The sequence below is a fragment of the Ruegeria sp. CI5 genome, assembly GCF_056536885.1.
The window spans coordinates 1,492,577-1,507,211 of sequence record NZ_JBQFQN010000001.1 but is presented as its reverse complement, the minus strand read 5'-3'; the positions used below and the strand labels follow the sequence as shown (position 1 = coordinate 1,507,211).

At 60.2% G+C, this 14,635-nt stretch carries 16 protein-coding genes; 7 read left to right on the top strand and 9 right to left on the bottom strand.

Annotated elements, in window-relative coordinates; genetic code table 11:
• Positions 1-23: 23 nt before the first annotated feature.
• Positions 24-248, bottom strand: coding sequence for a YdcH family protein (locus ACR0BA_RS07485; RefSeq protein WP_480727154.1), 225 nt, complete (start codon positions 246-248; stop codon positions 24-26).
• Positions 249-413: 165 nt separating this feature from the next.
• Here ACR0BA_RS07485 and ACR0BA_RS07480 point away from each other — a divergent pair, with 165 nt between their 5' ends.
• The 4 genes from ACR0BA_RS07480 to ACR0BA_RS07465 all read left to right on the top strand — a co-directional run bounded on the left by ACR0BA_RS07480 (position 414) and on the right by ACR0BA_RS07465 (position 2,916).
• Entirely contained in the window at positions 414-827 is a 414-nt protein-coding gene (locus ACR0BA_RS07480; protein ID WP_093964658.1) for an Hsp20 family protein, read from the top strand.
• Positions 828-830: 3 nt separating this feature from the next.
• Positions 831-1,055 carry a DUF1150 family protein gene (locus ACR0BA_RS07475; protein WP_093964659.1) on the top strand — a complete coding sequence of 75 codons (225 nt, stop codon included), beginning with the start codon at positions 831-833 and terminating at the stop codon, positions 1,053-1,055.
• Positions 1,056-1,162: 107 nt separating this feature from the next.
• On the top strand, positions 1,163-2,050 hold the full coding sequence (locus ACR0BA_RS07470; protein ID WP_480727152.1) for a PhzF family phenazine biosynthesis protein: 888 nt from the start codon (positions 1,163-1,165) through the stop codon (positions 2,048-2,050).
• On the top strand, positions 2,047-2,916 hold the full coding sequence (locus tag ACR0BA_RS07465) for a hypothetical protein (protein ID WP_480727151.1): 870 nt from the start codon (positions 2,047-2,049) through the stop codon (positions 2,914-2,916). Before ACR0BA_RS07470 ends, ACR0BA_RS07465 begins: the two co-directional genes overlap by 4 nt.
• Before the next feature lie 37 nt (positions 2,917-2,953).
• Here the strand turns inward: ACR0BA_RS07465 and ACR0BA_RS07460 are convergent, their stop codons facing one another.
• From ACR0BA_RS07460 to trxB, 4 genes are all read right to left on the bottom strand, one after another.
• Positions 2,954-3,511, bottom strand: a complete 558-nt coding sequence (locus tag ACR0BA_RS07460) for a hypothetical protein (RefSeq protein WP_170340578.1) — start codon at positions 3,509-3,511, stop codon at positions 2,954-2,956.
• Positions 3,512-3,704: 193 nt separating this feature from the next.
• Positions 3,705-5,423: a bifunctional sulfate adenylyltransferase/adenylylsulfate kinase gene (locus ACR0BA_RS07455; protein WP_170340581.1), complete on the bottom strand. Its 1,719-nt coding sequence runs from the start codon at positions 5,421-5,423 to the stop codon at positions 3,705-3,707.
• A 195-nt stretch (positions 5,424-5,618) separates the two neighbouring features.
• Positions 5,619-7,310, bottom strand: a complete 1,692-nt coding sequence (locus ACR0BA_RS07450) for an adenylate/guanylate cyclase domain-containing protein (protein ID WP_480727148.1) — start codon at positions 7,308-7,310, stop codon at positions 5,619-5,621.
• A gap of 110 nt (positions 7,311-7,420) precedes the next feature.
• Entirely contained in the window at positions 7,421-8,362 is a 942-nt protein-coding gene (gene trxB, locus ACR0BA_RS07445; RefSeq protein WP_480727147.1) for a thioredoxin-disulfide reductase, read from the bottom strand.
• 222 nt (positions 8,363-8,584) lie between these two features.
• Here trxB and ACR0BA_RS07440 point away from each other — a divergent pair, with 222 nt between their 5' ends.
• Positions 8,585-9,085 (top strand): Lrp/AsnC family transcriptional regulator, encoded by a 501-nt coding sequence (locus ACR0BA_RS07440; RefSeq protein WP_093964666.1) that lies wholly within the window; start codon positions 8,585-8,587, stop codon positions 9,083-9,085.
• 122 nt (positions 9,086-9,207) lie between these two features.
• Here the strand turns inward: ACR0BA_RS07440 and ACR0BA_RS07435 are convergent, their stop codons facing one another.
• The 4 genes from ACR0BA_RS07435 to lgt form a co-directional block, all read right to left on the bottom strand.
• Entirely contained in the window at positions 9,208-9,990 is a 783-nt protein-coding gene (locus ACR0BA_RS07435) for a Hint domain-containing protein (protein ID WP_170369643.1), read from the bottom strand.
• 732 nt (positions 9,991-10,722) lie between these two features.
• Positions 10,723-11,481 (bottom strand): peptidoglycan editing factor PgeF, encoded by a 759-nt coding sequence (gene pgeF / locus ACR0BA_RS07430; protein WP_480727144.1) that lies wholly within the window; start codon positions 11,479-11,481, stop codon positions 10,723-10,725.
• Positions 11,478-12,545: a class I SAM-dependent methyltransferase gene (locus ACR0BA_RS07425; RefSeq protein ID WP_480727143.1), complete on the bottom strand. Its 1,068-nt coding sequence runs from the start codon at positions 12,543-12,545 to the stop codon at positions 11,478-11,480. Before ACR0BA_RS07425 ends, pgeF begins: the two co-directional genes overlap by 4 nt.
• The gene (gene lgt / locus ACR0BA_RS07420; protein ID WP_480727141.1) at positions 12,542-13,429 is read right to left on the bottom strand and encodes a prolipoprotein diacylglyceryl transferase; all 888 of its coding nucleotides are present in this window, start codon (positions 13,427-13,429) and stop codon (positions 12,542-12,544) included. The genes ACR0BA_RS07425 and lgt overlap by 4 nt, the downstream gene beginning before the upstream one ends.
• A gap of 97 nt (positions 13,430-13,526) precedes the next feature.
• On the opposite strand from lgt, the gene ACR0BA_RS07415 reads away from it, so the two are divergent.
• The gene (locus ACR0BA_RS07415; protein ID WP_093964673.1) at positions 13,527-13,775 is read left to right on the top strand and encodes an accessory factor UbiK family protein; all 249 of its coding nucleotides are present in this window, start codon (positions 13,527-13,529) and stop codon (positions 13,773-13,775) included.
• Positions 13,776-14,097: 322 nt separating this feature from the next.
• A complete protein-coding gene (locus tag ACR0BA_RS07410) occupies positions 14,098-14,598 on the top strand; it encodes a type III secretion system chaperone family protein (RefSeq protein WP_480727139.1) in 501 nt (166 codons plus the stop codon).
• Positions 14,599-14,635: the final 37 nt, after the last annotated feature.

Below are 14,635 nucleotides of genomic sequence, written 5' to 3'. Positions count from 1 at the left end.
GCAATGCGGTTGAGCGCGTCCGGTCAGGCGATGATGTCAGGGGTCAGGCGATCCTCGATCAGCCGGATGATATCCTTCAGGCGCAGCTTCTGCTTCTTCAGTCGTTTCACCGTCAACTGATCGGCGGTGCCGGTCGCCTCAAGCGCCTTGATCGCCTCGTCCAGGTCGCGGTGCTGCTGGCGGAACACCTCCAGTTCGACGCGCAGAACATCGTCGGTTTTCATCGAAATGTCGGTGGGCGCGTTCATGGGCGACTCATGTGTGGCTGGTGGTGCGTGTTACACAAGATAGTGCGTTCAAGTGAATCCGCCTAGACCTTGTGGAGACACACGTTTCATCCCATATTGTCTTGTGCGCAGCTGCCGTTACGGGGCCGCGCATCACGTCGCTTTGACAATGAAGGACGAGAAAACGTGTCAAAACTTACTCTTGGCTCATACCCGCATCTTCTGGGGTTCGAGCAGCTGGAACGCCTTCTGGAACGGTCCGCAAAGGCCGGAAACGAAGGGTATCCGCCCTACAACATCGAACAGACGTCGGATCATTCGTATCGCATTACCTTGGCCGTGGCCGGGTTTGCCGAGGATGACCTGTCGATCACCATCGAAGATCGACAACTGGTGATCCGGGGCCGTCAGCGCGACGACAGCGAGGGGCGCGTGTTCCTGCACCGCGGCATCGCGGCCCGTCAGTTCCAGCGCATGTTCGTGCTGGCCGACGGTGTCGAGGTCGGCGAGGCCATCATGGAAAATGGCCTTCTGCATATCGACCTGACCCGCGCCGTGCCCGAAACCGTTGTGCAGACGATCAACATAAGGAAGGGGTAAGCCATGAATACACCGTATGAAATCAACACCGAAGGCAATCGGATCGTCTATGTGAAGGCTGTGAACGTGGCCAACCTGCCGCACGAGGTGCGCACGCAGGTGGGTGATCTGGATCATCTTTATGCCGTTCACGATTCAGATGGGCAGCAACTGGCGCTTGTCGCCGATCGAAAGCTGGCCTTCGTACTGGCGCGGCAGCATGACCTGTCTCCGGTGGCTGTGCACTGACACGGCCACAGACCGATTCGGCGTGACAAGCGGAGCGTGAGGCGTCAAACATGCCACCCGCGGGTTTGCATTCCCGGCACTTTCTGACTGCAGACATGAGAGGGCGCATGAGCTGGTTCGATTTCGATTGGGTGGATGCCTTCAGCGACACGGCATTCGGCGGAAATGGCTGTGCAGTCGTGCATGGTGGCGCGCATTTGCCGGAAACAGTCTGCACGGCATTTGTCCGCGAGACGTCTTTGGTCGAATGCACGTTTACCGGCCCATCGGATGTGGCGGATATCCGAGTGCGGTATTTCCTGGCCAGCCGTGAAATTCCCTTTGCCGGACACCCGACCATTGCGACCGTGGCAGCCATGCGCACCCGTGGAATGATATCTGGTGACGCACTGACGCTGGAAACCGGAGCAGGGATCGTGTCGATCCAGCTGCAAGGCGACCAGATCGAGATGACCCAGATCGCGCCCGAGTTCGGCACGCGGGTGCCAGAAGACCTTGTTGCCGCTGCGATCGGCCTACCTGCAAGTGCGATCATTTCCCCGCCGCAGATGGTTTCGACTGGGCTTCCGTTCTGCATTACAGTTCTGCGGGATCACGCAGCCTTGCGCGCGGCACAACTGAATGTGGATGCGCTGCAACGGGTGGCGGAAACTGCCGGATATGCCGGCTCGGACATGGCCGAACCCTTTCTGGTGACCCTGCAGGGGGCCACGGCTCAAGGGGATACGTTCTCGCGTCTGTTGCTGGCACCGCCCAGCCCGCCCGAAGATCCGTTCACCGGCTCCGCCACCGGCGCAATGGCGGCTTACCTGTGGAAATACGGGCTGATGCCGAAAGACAGCTTTATCGCCGAACAGGGCCACGACATGGGCCGTCCCGGCCAGGCGACCGTAACGCGGGTCGGGCCAACGGATGCGATGACGGGCATCAAGGTTGCCGGGCGCGGGTTCGTCCTGATGCGCGGACAGACCGACCTGCCGGACAGCCTGCAATGACCGAACCTGCGATCGCGATTCTGCCCTATGGCCACCGTCTGGGGCCGAAACTGGCCTCGGTTCCGCTGGCAGATCTGAATTGGCCGCTGGGCTGCCCCGAGCGCCTGTCAGGAAAGACCGTTGGTGACCTCGCGCCCTCCGACCACCTGATCATGTATCCCAATTCCACTGTACACCTGCGCCTGCGACGCGGCACGCGGGCTCGGATATCGCTGATGATGGGCGAGCCATCGGCCATACATGGCAAGCACGATCGGATGCTGCGCTGGACCTGGCGGCGTTTTTTCCGGGTGTTCACCTTTCACGACGTATTGCTGAACAGCCTGCCCAACGCGGTTTTCCTGCCCTACGGCGTGACCCAAGTTCCCGAGTGGCAGGATCTGAGCGTCGTCAAGACGCGGTCATGTTCGCTGATCGCGTCGGCAAAGCGCGATCTGGAGGGGCACCAGCTGAGGCACAGGCTGATCGATTGGGCCCGCGACACAGGCGCTGACATCGACATCATGGGCCGCGGCTATCAGCCGTTCGAGAACAAGTCAGACGGGTTGGCACCTTATCGTTATTCGGTCGTCATCGAAAACGTGCGCGAGAGGAACTACTTCTCGGAGAAGCTGATCGACGCCGTTCTGTGTTCGACAGTCCCGATCTATTGGGGGTGCCCCAATATCGGCGACTTCCTCGATACCGAGGGGATGATCCTGTGCGAAACCGAGGCAGACATCCAGCAGGCCGTGCAGATGCTGTCGGTGGAAGACTATGAAAAACGCCTGCCATATCTGCGGGCGATGCAGCCGCAGGCCGCCATCTATGGAGAGTTCGAACTGAGGGCTGCCGAGGCCCTGCGGGATCAGCTTTCAGCAGGCTGACTGTGCCGAACGCGCGCTTTGGCTGTGCCGCAGTGGGTCAGTGCCTCGAGACACGTTCCAGGTAATCGATCGCGTCCTGCAATTCCTCCAGAATGTCATACCAGCCATCCACGTCGTTCAGCCGGCGGAACTCGGCTTTGACCGAGTCGTGGTGCATCATGTCCTTGGCCTCTTTGAGACTGTCGCGCGCCGAGTCTGGCTCCATGTTGCCGGCAGCGGTCTTGGCCGCATCGATGACCTCAAGTATCTGGCGAAGACGGGTCGTGCCGGGCGTCGGCGGAACCGGTGGCACGACAAGCCCCAAAGGGTGATCCTGGGGTGGCGGCTGCAGTGTATCCAGCGCCTTTTGAATCTTGGCTTTGATCTTGTCGCATTCCTTCACCCAATCCGCGTAGGTGCGGATCGATTTCAGAAGGTCCAGCAGCCAGTCTATGGGGATAAATGGTGTCAGGCCCCCTGCCATAGCCGGCGAAGCCATCAACGCCGGAAGTTGCAACCGGGAAAACTGGGCGATCTTGTAGTCGGCAATTACCGCTGCGCGATTGTCTCCCGCAAACATGGCTCCGCCATCGTCGGTATTTTTCTGAGTTGCCATATGTTCACCCTCCCAAAGGATGCAGACAAATTATGTCTGCTCAAAACATGCGAAATAGTAGCATTTTTTGGATGAAACGTCGAACGCCGCCAATCTTCGCGGATGGAAGGGGGGTGTTCAAAGCAGTGTTCTGGAAATGAAAGACCCCCGGAGATGTCTCCAGGGGTCAGTGTTGACAGCAGTTGGCTGTGGCTCAAGATCCGGCAATCAATCCCATGCTTTCCAGCTTCAGCAGAACCTGGTGGGCGCAGTTGTCCACGTCCACATTCTCGGTCTCGACGCGCAGTTCCGGGTTTTCCGGCACGTCGTAAGGGTCCGAAATACCAGTGAACTCTTTGATCTTGCCTTCACGCGCCAGCTTGTACAGGCCCTTGCGGTCGCGGCGCTCGCATTCCTCGATGCTGGTGGCCACGTGAACTTCGCAGAACGCGCCGAACTGTTCGATCTCCTCGCGCACGGCGCGGCGGGTGGTGGCGTAGGGCGCGATCGGGGCACAGATGGCGATGCCGCCGTTCTTGGTGATCTCGGAGGCCACATATCCGATGCGGCGGATGTTCAGGTCCCTGTGTTCCTTCGAGAAGCCCAGTTCCGAGCTGAGGTTCTTGCGGACAATGTCACCGTCCAGCAACGTGACGGGACGGCCGCCCATCTCCATCAGCTTGACCATCAGAGCGTTGGCGATGGTCGATTTGCCCGAGCCCGAGAAACCGGTGAAGAAGACGGTAAAGCCCTGCTGGCTGCGCGGCGGATAGCGGCGGCGGAGCTGCTCGACCACCTCGGGGAACGAGAACCACTCGGGGATCTCAAGCCCCTCGCGCAGACGGCGGCGCAGTTCGGTGCCCGAGATGTTCAGGATCGTGACGTTGTCGCGGTCCTCGATCTCGTCCGCGGGTTCGTACTGGGCGCGTTCCTGCACATAGACCATATGTTTGAAATCGACCATCTCGATGCCGATCTCGTCCTGGAATTTGCGGAACAGGTCCTGGGCGTCATAGGGGCCGTAGAAATCTTCGCCCTGGCTGTTCTTGCCGGGGCCGGCATGGTCGCGGCCGACGATGAAGTGGGTGCAGCCGTGGTTTTTGCGGATCAGGCCGTGCCAGACCGCTTCGCGCGGCCCAGCCATGCGCATCGCCAAGTTCAGCAGGCTCATGGTGGTGGTCGAGGCCGGGTATTTGTCCAGCACCGCCTCATAGCAGCGCACGCGGGTAAAGTGATCGACATCACCGGGCTTGGTCATGCCCACAACCGGGTGGATCAGCAGGTTGGCCTGCGCCTCACGCGCGGCGCGGAAGGTCAGTTCCTGGTGTGCGCGGTGCAGCGGGTTGCGGGTCTGAAAAGCCACGATGCGGCGCCAACCCACCTTGCGGAAATAAGCGCGCAACTCGTTCGGGGTGTCGCGGCGCGCCTTGAAATCATAATGCACCGGCGGCTGGATGCCGGTCACGGGGCCGCCCAGATAAACCTTGCCTGCCACGTTGTGCAGGTAGTTCACGGCCGGATGCGCATCATCATCGGCACCGAACACCTTCTCGGCCTCACGTGATTTGTCCGGGGTCCAGCGGTCGGTAACGGTCATGGTCGCCAGGATCACGCCTTCCTGGTCGCGCAGCGCAATGTCCTGACCCAGTTCGATCTGATCGGCGAAATCTTCGTTCACATCCAGTGTGATCGGCATCGGCCAAAGGCTTCCGTCGGCCAAGCGCATGTTTTCGACGACGCTGTCATAGTCTTCCTGACTCAGAAAGCCCTTTAGCGGGTTGAACCCGCCATTCATCAGCAATTCCAGATCACAGATCTGGCGCGGGGTCAGGTCCCAGCTGGTCAGGTCGGCGGCTTCGACTTTCAGCTTTTGGGCGGACTCATAGGAAACATACAGTTCTGGGATCGGAGCCAGGTTACTCAACATCGTCATCGCAATACTCTTGAGGCAGTGTGGTCAGTCAGTGATTCAGGTGCATTTCCGGGCCATGTGCCCCGGTCGTCAGTCGAAGTCCATATACATTCATGAAACAAAGGAGGATATGCGCGGTTTTTCCCCGGAATGGAAGGTTTTTCCGGGCCGGAGCCGAAAAAGCGACGAAAATCCCGCCGGATGGGGACAATATCGTCAACCGGCGACGATCTGTTCTGGTGAGGTCAGAAGTTGGTCCAGATCCAGAGCGCGCTCGACGGGCAGGGCAGGGACGGACTCGGTTACGCCCCGCAGTTGGAACAGACGCAGGTCAAGCCCATCGGTCTCAAACCCGGCCGCGCGCAGCACGGCTTCCGAGACCAACAGCTCAGCCCCGAGCGCCTTGGTTTCTCCTTCCAGCCGACTGGCGACGTTCACGGCGTCACCGATGATGGTCCGCGCGGCGTGGCCGGCAGCGCCGATCTCTCCCAACACAAGGTCGCCCAGGTGCAGGCCCATGCCGATGCGGATCTCGGGGCTGTTTTCCTGGGACAGCTGCTGGTTGAACTGCGCAAGCGCATGACTGATGTCGATCGCAGCTTTCAGGGCAGAACGGGCCGAGCTGGACGTGTCGGGTGTTTCGAACACGGCCAAAAGGCCATCGCCCATGTATTTGTCGACGACCCCGCCGTCTGCGGTAATGGCTGGAACAATGGCGTCAAAGAACCGGTTCAGCAGGAACACGATGTCATAGGGCAGTTGCCCCGTTGTGCGCGCAGTAAACCCGCGCATGTCCAGAAAAAGCACGGCCAGTTTTCGCTCTTGCCCCTGACTGGCATGCGCCCGCTGACGTCCACCATCCGGCCGGAAAACGCGGAAAACCGTCAAGGGGCTGGAAGGGCGGACCTGGCAGGCTAGGCGCGTGCGCTGTGTGGCCCCCACGGCCTTCAGGCTGCGGGCTTCGACCTCGCTGGGCGGTGGCAGTGACTCGGCGCCATCCTCGACGATGACGCGGCAGGTCGTGCAGCGCCCCCGGCCGCCGCACAGTGCAGTATGCGGAATACCGTTGGCTTGTGACATCTCAAGCAGGGTCATGCCTTTCTCTGAGGTCACTTCCGGCCCATCGACATATCTGACGCGCACCGAGTGTCGTCTGCGCCAAAGCTTGCCTCCGAAATGGAACGCAAGAGCTGCACCAAGCGCGATCCAGAAGGCGATCAAGGCGTTGTCCTTGACGCTGAACAAAACCTGGAACTCTTCGGGGCCGGGCCAGTTGTAATGCTCAATATACTGTTCGCGTAGATCCGGATCCGCAAAATCCATCCAGATGCGCCGCCCTTCGGTCAGCAAACCGGCCAGGGCAAAGCTTGGGATGAAGACGGCAACTCCGATCAGATAGGGTACGGTTTGGCGCCACCACGAAGTCAGTCGCAGCCAGATATGCAGTCCGATGCACCCGTGTATCCAGACGATCAGCATCAGCAGACTTTGCATCCAGATGGCCGAATTTGGCCACATCAGAATGATGATGTAGCCCATCTCGTCATTCACGTCGAAAACCTGATGCGCATAGCGTGTCTGGACGATGTGCGAGATCAGTTGCAGCGGAATGAGAAGGCCAAGAACGATCTGCAGGGCCGTATGAAAAGGCATTCGCAGGGTTCGGCGCTGGGCGATCGACACCAATGCCAGACCCGCATGTACGATCAGGGCAAGATACAGGACAGCGCTGCCAATCGAATGGCGCGTGACCGTTTTCCGAGAGTCCTGCATGTCATGCAGGTAGTCGGTGTGAAACAGCCCCAGCCCGATATTGATGAAGTGGAAGAAAGCAAAGGCAAACAGCACAAGACCACTGATGATCCTGAGACGGGTCGCCCAACTGCCCTGCCAAAGGGGGGTGTTCAAAAGATCACCTGAAATCTGCCGCGCTCGGGGCAAGTCTGCGTTGCCGCGCAGTGCGGGTCAAGGTGCCAGAGGAGGGCGGTACGCAGCGCCGAAGGCGCTGCGCGTCGCGGTCATTCCTGTTCGGCAAGGAACCGTTCGGCATCCAGCGCCGCCATGCAGCCCATTCCGGCCGAGGTCACCGCCTGCCGGTACACATGGTCGGTCAGGTCACCGGCCGCGAACACGCCGGGGATCGAGGTCTGCGTGGTGCCGGGTTTGGTTTTGACATAGCCGCCCATATGGGTTTCCAGCACGTCCTTGACCAGTTCGTTGGCAGGTGCGTGGCCGATGGCAACGAACACGCCTTTGCAAGGGATCTCGGTGATTTCGCCCGTCTTGACGTTCTTCACCCGCACGCCTTCGACGCCCAGCGGGTTATCGGTGCCAATCACTTCCTCCAGCTGGTGGAACCACAACGGCTCGATCTTGTCGTTCTTGAACAGGCGGTCCTGAAGGATCTTTTCGGCGCGCAGTTCGTCCCGGCGGTGGATCAGCGTGACCTTGCTGGCGAAATTGGTCAGGAACAGCGCTTCTTCCACGGCGGTGTTGCCGCCGCCGATCACCACGATCTCCTGCCCGCGGTAGAAGAAGCCGTCACAGGTGGCGCAGGCCGAAACACCGAAGCCCTTGAATTTTTCTTCCGACGGCAACCCCAGCCATTTGGCGCGCGCACCGGTCGCCAGGATCACCGCGTCGGCGGTATAAATCGTGCCGCTGTCGCCCTTGGCGGTGAAAGGACGTTTGGACAGGTCCAAGTCGTTGATGATGTCGCCGATCACCTCGCAACCCATGGCCTTGGCGTGATCCTGCATGCGCACCATCAGGTCGGGGCCTTGAACTTCGGTGTCGCCAGGCCAGTTTTCGACCTCGGTGGTGGTGGTCAGCTGGCCGCCCGGTTCGATGCCCTGCACCAGAATCGGGTTCAACATCGCGCGGCTGGCATAGACGCCCGCAGTGTATCCGGCAGGCCCCGATCCGATGATCAGAACCTTGGTGTGTCGTGTCTCGGCCATGGAACCCCCACTCGATTATTGCCTGAGCGCCGTCGTGGGCGCCGGGCTTCGATATAGCGATAGCATCGATCGGCTTAAAGCCCCTTCGTCTCACGCGTCCGTCATGTGGTTCCAAGGTGCCGGCTCGCCTGATCGACAGACAAAGATTATTGCGCTGGTGCGAAAGAATATTGCGCATGGCACCTGCGCTGATATAAGAACCGAAAATTTTAGGAGCACCGCATGGTCACGACACGGCTGGACGAGATCGACCGAAAGATCCTTGCAGAACTGCAGGCAGACGGACGAATGACCAATGTCGAGCTCGCAAAACGTGTCGGAATCTCGGCCCCACCCTGCCTGCGGCGCGTGCGCACGTTGGAGGAGGCTGGTTTTATCCGAGGATACCACGCCGAGGTCAACGCCCGGGAACTGGGGTTCGAAGTTCAGGTCTTTGCGATGGTAGGCCTTGAAAGCCAGGCCGAAGCGGAACTGCGGGCGTTCGAAGACCGCTGCCGAGACTGGCCCTTGGTCCGGGAATGCCACATGCTGAACGGCGAGGTCGACTTCATCCTGAAATGCGTCGCCCCCGACCTCAGCAGTTTTCAACAGTTCCTGACGGGTGAGTTGCTGACCACGCCGAACGTGGCCAGCGTCAAGACTTCGCTTGTCATCCGCGGTGCAAAAGACGAACCCGGCGTGCCGTTCGACGTATTGGAAGAACGGATGAACCGGACGGCGTAACGCCGGCGCGTCTGGTTTGCGATGCGCATGGCGGCAGCACCGCCACGATGGCCAGAGAAATGGCCCAACTCAGTAAAATCTGCATGTTGCCCCCCAAAATGCAGTGGTGATGGTCAAAGCTGTCACGCCGTGATGGCGTCGATCTCGCCCTCCCCGGCGCGTGCCATAAGCAGCGGACCGAAATCGTGCAAGGAATGGATATGCGCGAACAGGTTCAGGTAGATCGAGCGCAGCGAGTGGCTCATCATCCGGACCGCGTTCACGCCGGGATGATAGGTTTCGAACTGCAGCCCATCGACATTGATGACCGCGTGGCGCTCCAGGCAGATATGGAACAGCTCGACCGGAGTGGGCGGCTGCGTTTCGATCACGGACATGCCGTCCTGAAATTCGGCAACGGGTGTCAGCATCGGCTGGCCACCTCCAAGATGCCGCAGATGCGCCGGCGTCGCCAGCAAGCGGGCTGCGGGGCCGGCAATGACGCCGGACAATGGTTTTTGCATGCCGAACGTGTCTGCCATGATGCGGGTCAAAGGGCGTGTCCGCCCGCGCGAGTCTTCGCGGCCAGGTACCAAAGTGACCGAGCCTTTCCACAACACCTTTTCGGATGCGCCGGTCTGGGTCAGGACCGTGTCGCCCGGCATCAAGTCCTCGATGGCGACCGGGCCGTGTTCCGTCTCGACCAGAGACCCACGTGTAAAGGCGCAGAACGCGTCTTCAAAAACTGGCAGCGCCGGTGCGATGTGGCGTGTCTGCGAAACTTCCCCGTTTTTCAGCAGTGCACTCACCTCGTATCGACGCAGTTGCGCCTTCTGTTTGGTGCCTGGACGCGGTGCTTCGCGCAGCAGTGCCGAAGTGTCGACGGCATTCTGCGCGGCACGCGCCAGTGAATTTGGAATAGTCATATTATTCCGTTCCTTCCAATACGCCGAACAGGCGGGAAACATCCCTGTGCAGGCCCGCCTGACAGCTTGATTCTTTGTCTTGAAATAAAGTGCGCCACCTCCATGCGGGTGCCGACATGGCCGCGCATGGCGAATGGATTTCGCATTCGTTTGGTCAACACAATGACCCCCCAGACAAACTCGTACATTGCGAACGTAATTGTCCGCACACAAACGCCCTGAAAAACGTCGGCTGCGAATACCAGCCTCGGTTAACGCACCGGCCCAGAGCAGCTTCCGGCGCGCGTCTTGCCCTGTTGAGGCCGGCAGCTGGCCCCAGAGGGATTTCGTATCAGCGTCGCGCGGCCAACCGGCGCACAACCCTTGCAGAGTGACTGGAAACCCGCTTCCAGGGCATTTCCGGTTGTTGGTCCCTGGCGGCCGCGACAACGGCGCGAAGAAAGCGAGATTTCAACTTCATATTCATGTCCTGCTCGATGTTCGGGCCTAAGCCCTTTTCCCTTTGTAAAGCCAATGTGACGCGTCTTTGCGGCAGCGATGTGGCTGTTCCGGGATCAATTGAGGACAAAGATGAAGTCTTGCGGCACCCCCTGAGTTTGGATGCCAGAAATCAGAAGTTCGGAGAACGGATAACCATCTGAGCACTGGCAAAAATTAACAACGATTCTGATGACAGATAGACACAATAAATGTGGCGGAAAAGTGGCGCTTTCGCCTCAATTCGGCCGATCTTTACAATCGTATGGCGGAAATCAGGCGGCCGTAATCCGCCTCGCCGGCATGGGTCGCGCGCCGGTAGGAATAGAACTTGTCGGGATCGGAATAGGTGCAATGCCGCGTCCATTCTGCCTGCCCGACGCCGGCCTGACGCAGCTTGTGAAGGCCAAAGGCCGGCAGGTCGAAATGCATCCGGTCACCTTGCCCATTTGCAAAGAAACGCGCGTTGTCCTGGCTGTCCAAAAGGAAGTCATCCAGAAACTCGGGGCCAACCTCGTAGGCGCGCTGCGAGATAGTCGGGCCGATGACGGCTGTGATGTCTTTTCGGTGCGCGCCCAGCGCCTCCATGGCGTCCAGCGTCGCCTCTAGGACACCGTCCAGAGCACCGCGCCATCCCGCATGTGCCGCACCGATCACTTTCGCTTGAGGATCCGCAAACAGCACCGGCTGGCAGTCGGCCGTCAGGATCGTCAGCGCGAGACCCGGCGTTGCGGTAACGATTGCATCGGCCCTTGGCTTCTCGCCTGCAATCGGCTTGTCGACGGTGATCACGTGCGGGGAATGTACCTGATGCACGCCGACCAATGCATCCAGTTCAACGCCCATGGCCTCGGCCACTCTGCTCCGGTTCAGCGCGACCGCCTCGCTTAGGTCGGACGAGCCGGTGCCGCAATTCAGTCCGCTGAAGATACCGGAAGAGGCGCCGCCCTTGCGACTGAAGAACCCGTGTCGAATCGGTGACAGCAAATCCGAGGTCAGAATTTCCAGAGTCATGTCCCAAGTCCCGATGGTGGCATCGCAGTTTTCGGGTAGAGGCCCAGCACCTTGAACAGGTTTCCCATTTCCTCGGGATGCGTCAACCGCCGATGTGCACGAACCAGCGTTTCCAGTTTTGATCCGGTCAATGCGCTGGCCAGAGATTGTGCGCGTTGTGTGATGCCCAGACGCTCAAGAAACACACCCTGAGGCGTTAGCCGCGTATGGGCGCAGCCCGTCGCGCGCGACGCCAATGCCAGCGTTTCGAAATCCACATGTGCAGTCAGGTCGGCCTGACCCGGTGTGGCGAGCGGATCGACGTATTCGTGCCCCTTGACGGCCTGCAACGTATCGCCCAGCGAACGCCAGTCGCCATAGTCGATGACGAGAGCCATACCACCGTGGCTGCGGATGATGCGGGCCGTTTCGGTCACTATGGGAACGGCAGCCGCGCAAAGCTCGACCAGATCACCGTCCCGTGTATCCTCGAGGCGCGTCGCCAAGGCCGCTTGTGTCGCCCTCGGGCCAAGGCCGAATGCCAGCTGATCGCCCTGCAGGCCCACGAGACGTTCGCACCAGCCGTCGCCGTCGCGCAGAAACTGGCGGATGGGCAAAGCGTCGAAGAATTCGTTGGCCACAAGAAACAGCGGAAGCTCTGGGAGATCGCCCACCGAAACGATCCAGTTCGGTGCGTGCGCATCCAGGGCCTCGGCCTGAAGTCCGCGCAGAACGGGCGAGGCCTCGAGCAATACCACCTGCGCGGCGTCGTGAAACCCGGGTACGCCCCGGGTGGCCCGCAGAATATCGGCCATGAGTGTTCCGCGCCCCGGACCCAGCTCGGCCAGTGCAAACCGGGCGGGTCTGCCTTGATCAATCCAGCCCTGCGCGAGGCAAAGACCAATCACTTCGCCGAACATCTGGCTGATTTCCGGAGCGGTGACAAAGTCTCCATGTGTGCCTAATGGGTCGCGGGTGGTGTAGTAGCCGTGCGTTGGATGCAGAAGGCATTCGGCCATATAGTCCGCCACGCTCATCGGCCCGTCCTGCCGGATGCGGTCGGACAGATGGCCAAGCAGGCTCATGCCGCCCGCCGTGCCCGTAGGGCAAACCACAAGCCGACTGCGATCATCGGTACAGATAGGATCTGGCCCATCGTCAGGCCGTAGCCGCCCACATGCCACGCAAGTCCAAGCAGGTTTCCGGCCGAGACGAATTGCGCGTCGGGTTGACGAAAGAACTCGACGATGAAGCGCGAAGCGCCATAGCCCGCCAGAAACACGCCCATGATGCGGCCTGGCCGATGAAATGCGCCGCGCCGATAGACCAGCCACAACAATAGCAGGCCCAACAGCACGCCTTCCAGCGCAGCCTCGTACAACTGCGACGGGTGGCGGGCGCAAAGCCCAGCAGCGACATTGGCGCAGTCCTGAGCTGCTGCGCCGGGAAAGATCACCGCCCAGGGCAGTTCGCTGGGTCGGCCCCACAGCTCGGCATTGACGAAATTGGCCAAACGGCCAAGTAAAAGGCCGGGGGGGACCGTATGGGCGATCAAGTCGGCCAGTGAAAGCAAGGGGGCCGAATGGCGTCGCGCGAAGACCAGCGCTGCGGTCACCACACCCAGAAGGCCGCCGTGAAAGGACATGCCACCCTGCCAGACCTTCAGGATCTCAAGCGGGTGGAACAGGTAGTATTCGGGCTGATAGAACAGGACAAAGCCCAACCGCCCGCCGATGATGACCCCCAGGATGATCCAGGTGATCAGGTCCTCCAACTGGTCCGGTCTCAGAGGAGGGGATTGATCCGGCCACAAAGCGGGACGGCGCACCGCCATCACCGCCATGCGCCACGCGATCAGGATGCCCGCGATATAGGCCAGCGCATACCACCGCAGCGCGAACTCGATCCCGAAGGCGGAAATCGAGAACAGCTCGGGCGACAGATCGGGGAAATTCAAAACAGCTTGCATGTGCGTCTCATTGCCCGGGGTTGGCTGACCAAGTCAACCTTGAGACTGGGCTCTCTATCCCCCATATAGAAGGCATTCGCGATTCCGGAGTAGACACATGCAAACCCGCAACAAGTTTCTGGACGATATGTCCCAGTTGATGACCAACGCAATGGGCGTGGCGCAGGGTGCGCGAGAAGAGGCTGAAACGGCGATGAAATCCTTGGTCGACCGCTGGCTGGCGGATCGCGACTTTGTCACGCGAGAAGAGTTCGATGCCGTCCGCGCGATGGCCCAGAAAGCGCGCGAAGAAAACGCGGCACTGGAAGCGCGGATCGCCGCGCTTGAAGCCAAGCTGGACAAATAAGCCCAGCCGCAGATCGGCATTTCAGAATTTTTGGCAAGACCCTACACCGCTCAACCCGCGCTGGGTGTCGCAGTGTGGGGAGTCTCGCCGCATTGCAAAAATAAATCAAGGCAAAGCTGCAGGGTGCGCCAATATTTTGGTGGCCGTTGCCAGCTGTCCACAACTTATTGCTGTTATCCCCAAGAATGGGGGTTGCCAGAGTCCCAGCCACAGCGCACCATATTTAGTACAGGCCTATGGGGGAAGCCCGGCTTGTAGAGCAGGCAACTAGCGCTGGGGCGCTGCCAGCCCCGAAATGCTAGGTATTAAGTGAGGTGGCACCATGGCACTTTCCGAGCAGTATTTCGAAGAAGACATTCATCCGATTGATATTGTCGAACATCTGGCTGAACACCACGATTGGGATTTCGACCGGATCGGTGACGACCAGATCGCCATGGCGGTCGAAGGACAGTGGCGCACCTACTCGATCACGTTGGCCTGGTCCAACTATGACGAGACCCTGCGGATGGTCTGCTCGTTCGAGATGGAGCCGCCCGAGGACCGGGTTTCCGATCTCTATGAATTGCTGAACCGCATGAATGACCAGTGCTGGGCCGGCGCCTTCACCTACTGGGGCAATCAGAAGCTGATGGTCTACCGCTACGGTCTGGTGCTCAGCGGCGGGCAATCGGCCAGCCCCGAACAGATTGACACGATGATCACCGCCGCTGTCCTGAGCGCCGAGCGTTACTATCCTGCGATCCAGTTGGTAACCTGGGGCAACCGTACGCCCGAGAATGCGATGCAAGTCGCCATTGCAGAGGCTTACGGCCGCGCGTAAAGCTTTGCCCCAAACCGCAAAAGCAGGGGAGGGGCAA

Coding starts and splice junctions, on each gene's coding strand:
- ACR0BA_RS07485 (WP_480727154.1), bottom strand. CDS start 248: ATGAACGCGCCCACCGACATTTCGATGAAAACCGACGATGTTCTGCGC.
- ACR0BA_RS07475 (WP_093964659.1), top strand. CDS start 831: ATGAATACACCGTATGAAATCAACACCGAAGGCAATCGGATCGTCTAT.
- ACR0BA_RS07470 (WP_480727152.1), top strand. CDS start 1,163: ATGAGCTGGTTCGATTTCGATTGGGTGGATGCCTTCAGCGACACGGCA.
- ACR0BA_RS07465 (WP_480727151.1), top strand. CDS start 2,047: ATGACCGAACCTGCGATCGCGATTCTGCCCTATGGCCACCGTCTGGGG.
- ACR0BA_RS07460 (WP_170340578.1), bottom strand. CDS start 3,511: ATGGCAACTCAGAAAAATACCGACGATGGCGGAGCCATGTTTGCGGGA.
- ACR0BA_RS07455 (WP_170340581.1), bottom strand. CDS start 5,423: ATGACGATGTTGAGTAACCTGGCTCCGATCCCAGAACTGTATGTTTCC.
- trxB (WP_480727147.1), bottom strand. CDS start 8,362: ATGGCCGAGACACGACACACCAAGGTTCTGATCATCGGATCGGGGCCT.
- ACR0BA_RS07440 (WP_093964666.1), top strand. CDS start 8,585: ATGGTCACGACACGGCTGGACGAGATCGACCGAAAGATCCTTGCAGAA.
- ACR0BA_RS07435 (WP_170369643.1), bottom strand. CDS start 9,990: ATGACTATTCCAAATTCACTGGCGCGTGCCGCGCAGAATGCCGTCGAC.
- pgeF (WP_480727144.1), bottom strand. CDS start 11,481: ATGACTCTGGAAATTCTGACCTCGGATTTGCTGTCACCGATTCGACAC.
- ACR0BA_RS07425 (WP_480727143.1), bottom strand. CDS start 12,545: ATGAGCCTGCTTGGCCATCTGTCCGACCGCATCCGGCAGGACGGGCCG.
- lgt (WP_480727141.1), bottom strand. CDS start 13,429: ATGCAAGCTGTTTTGAATTTCCCCGATCTGTCGCCCGAGCTGTTCTCG.
- ACR0BA_RS07415 (WP_093964673.1), top strand. CDS start 13,527: ATGCAAACCCGCAACAAGTTTCTGGACGATATGTCCCAGTTGATGACC.
- ACR0BA_RS07410 (WP_480727139.1), top strand. CDS start 14,098: ATGGCACTTTCCGAGCAGTATTTCGAAGAAGACATTCATCCGATTGAT.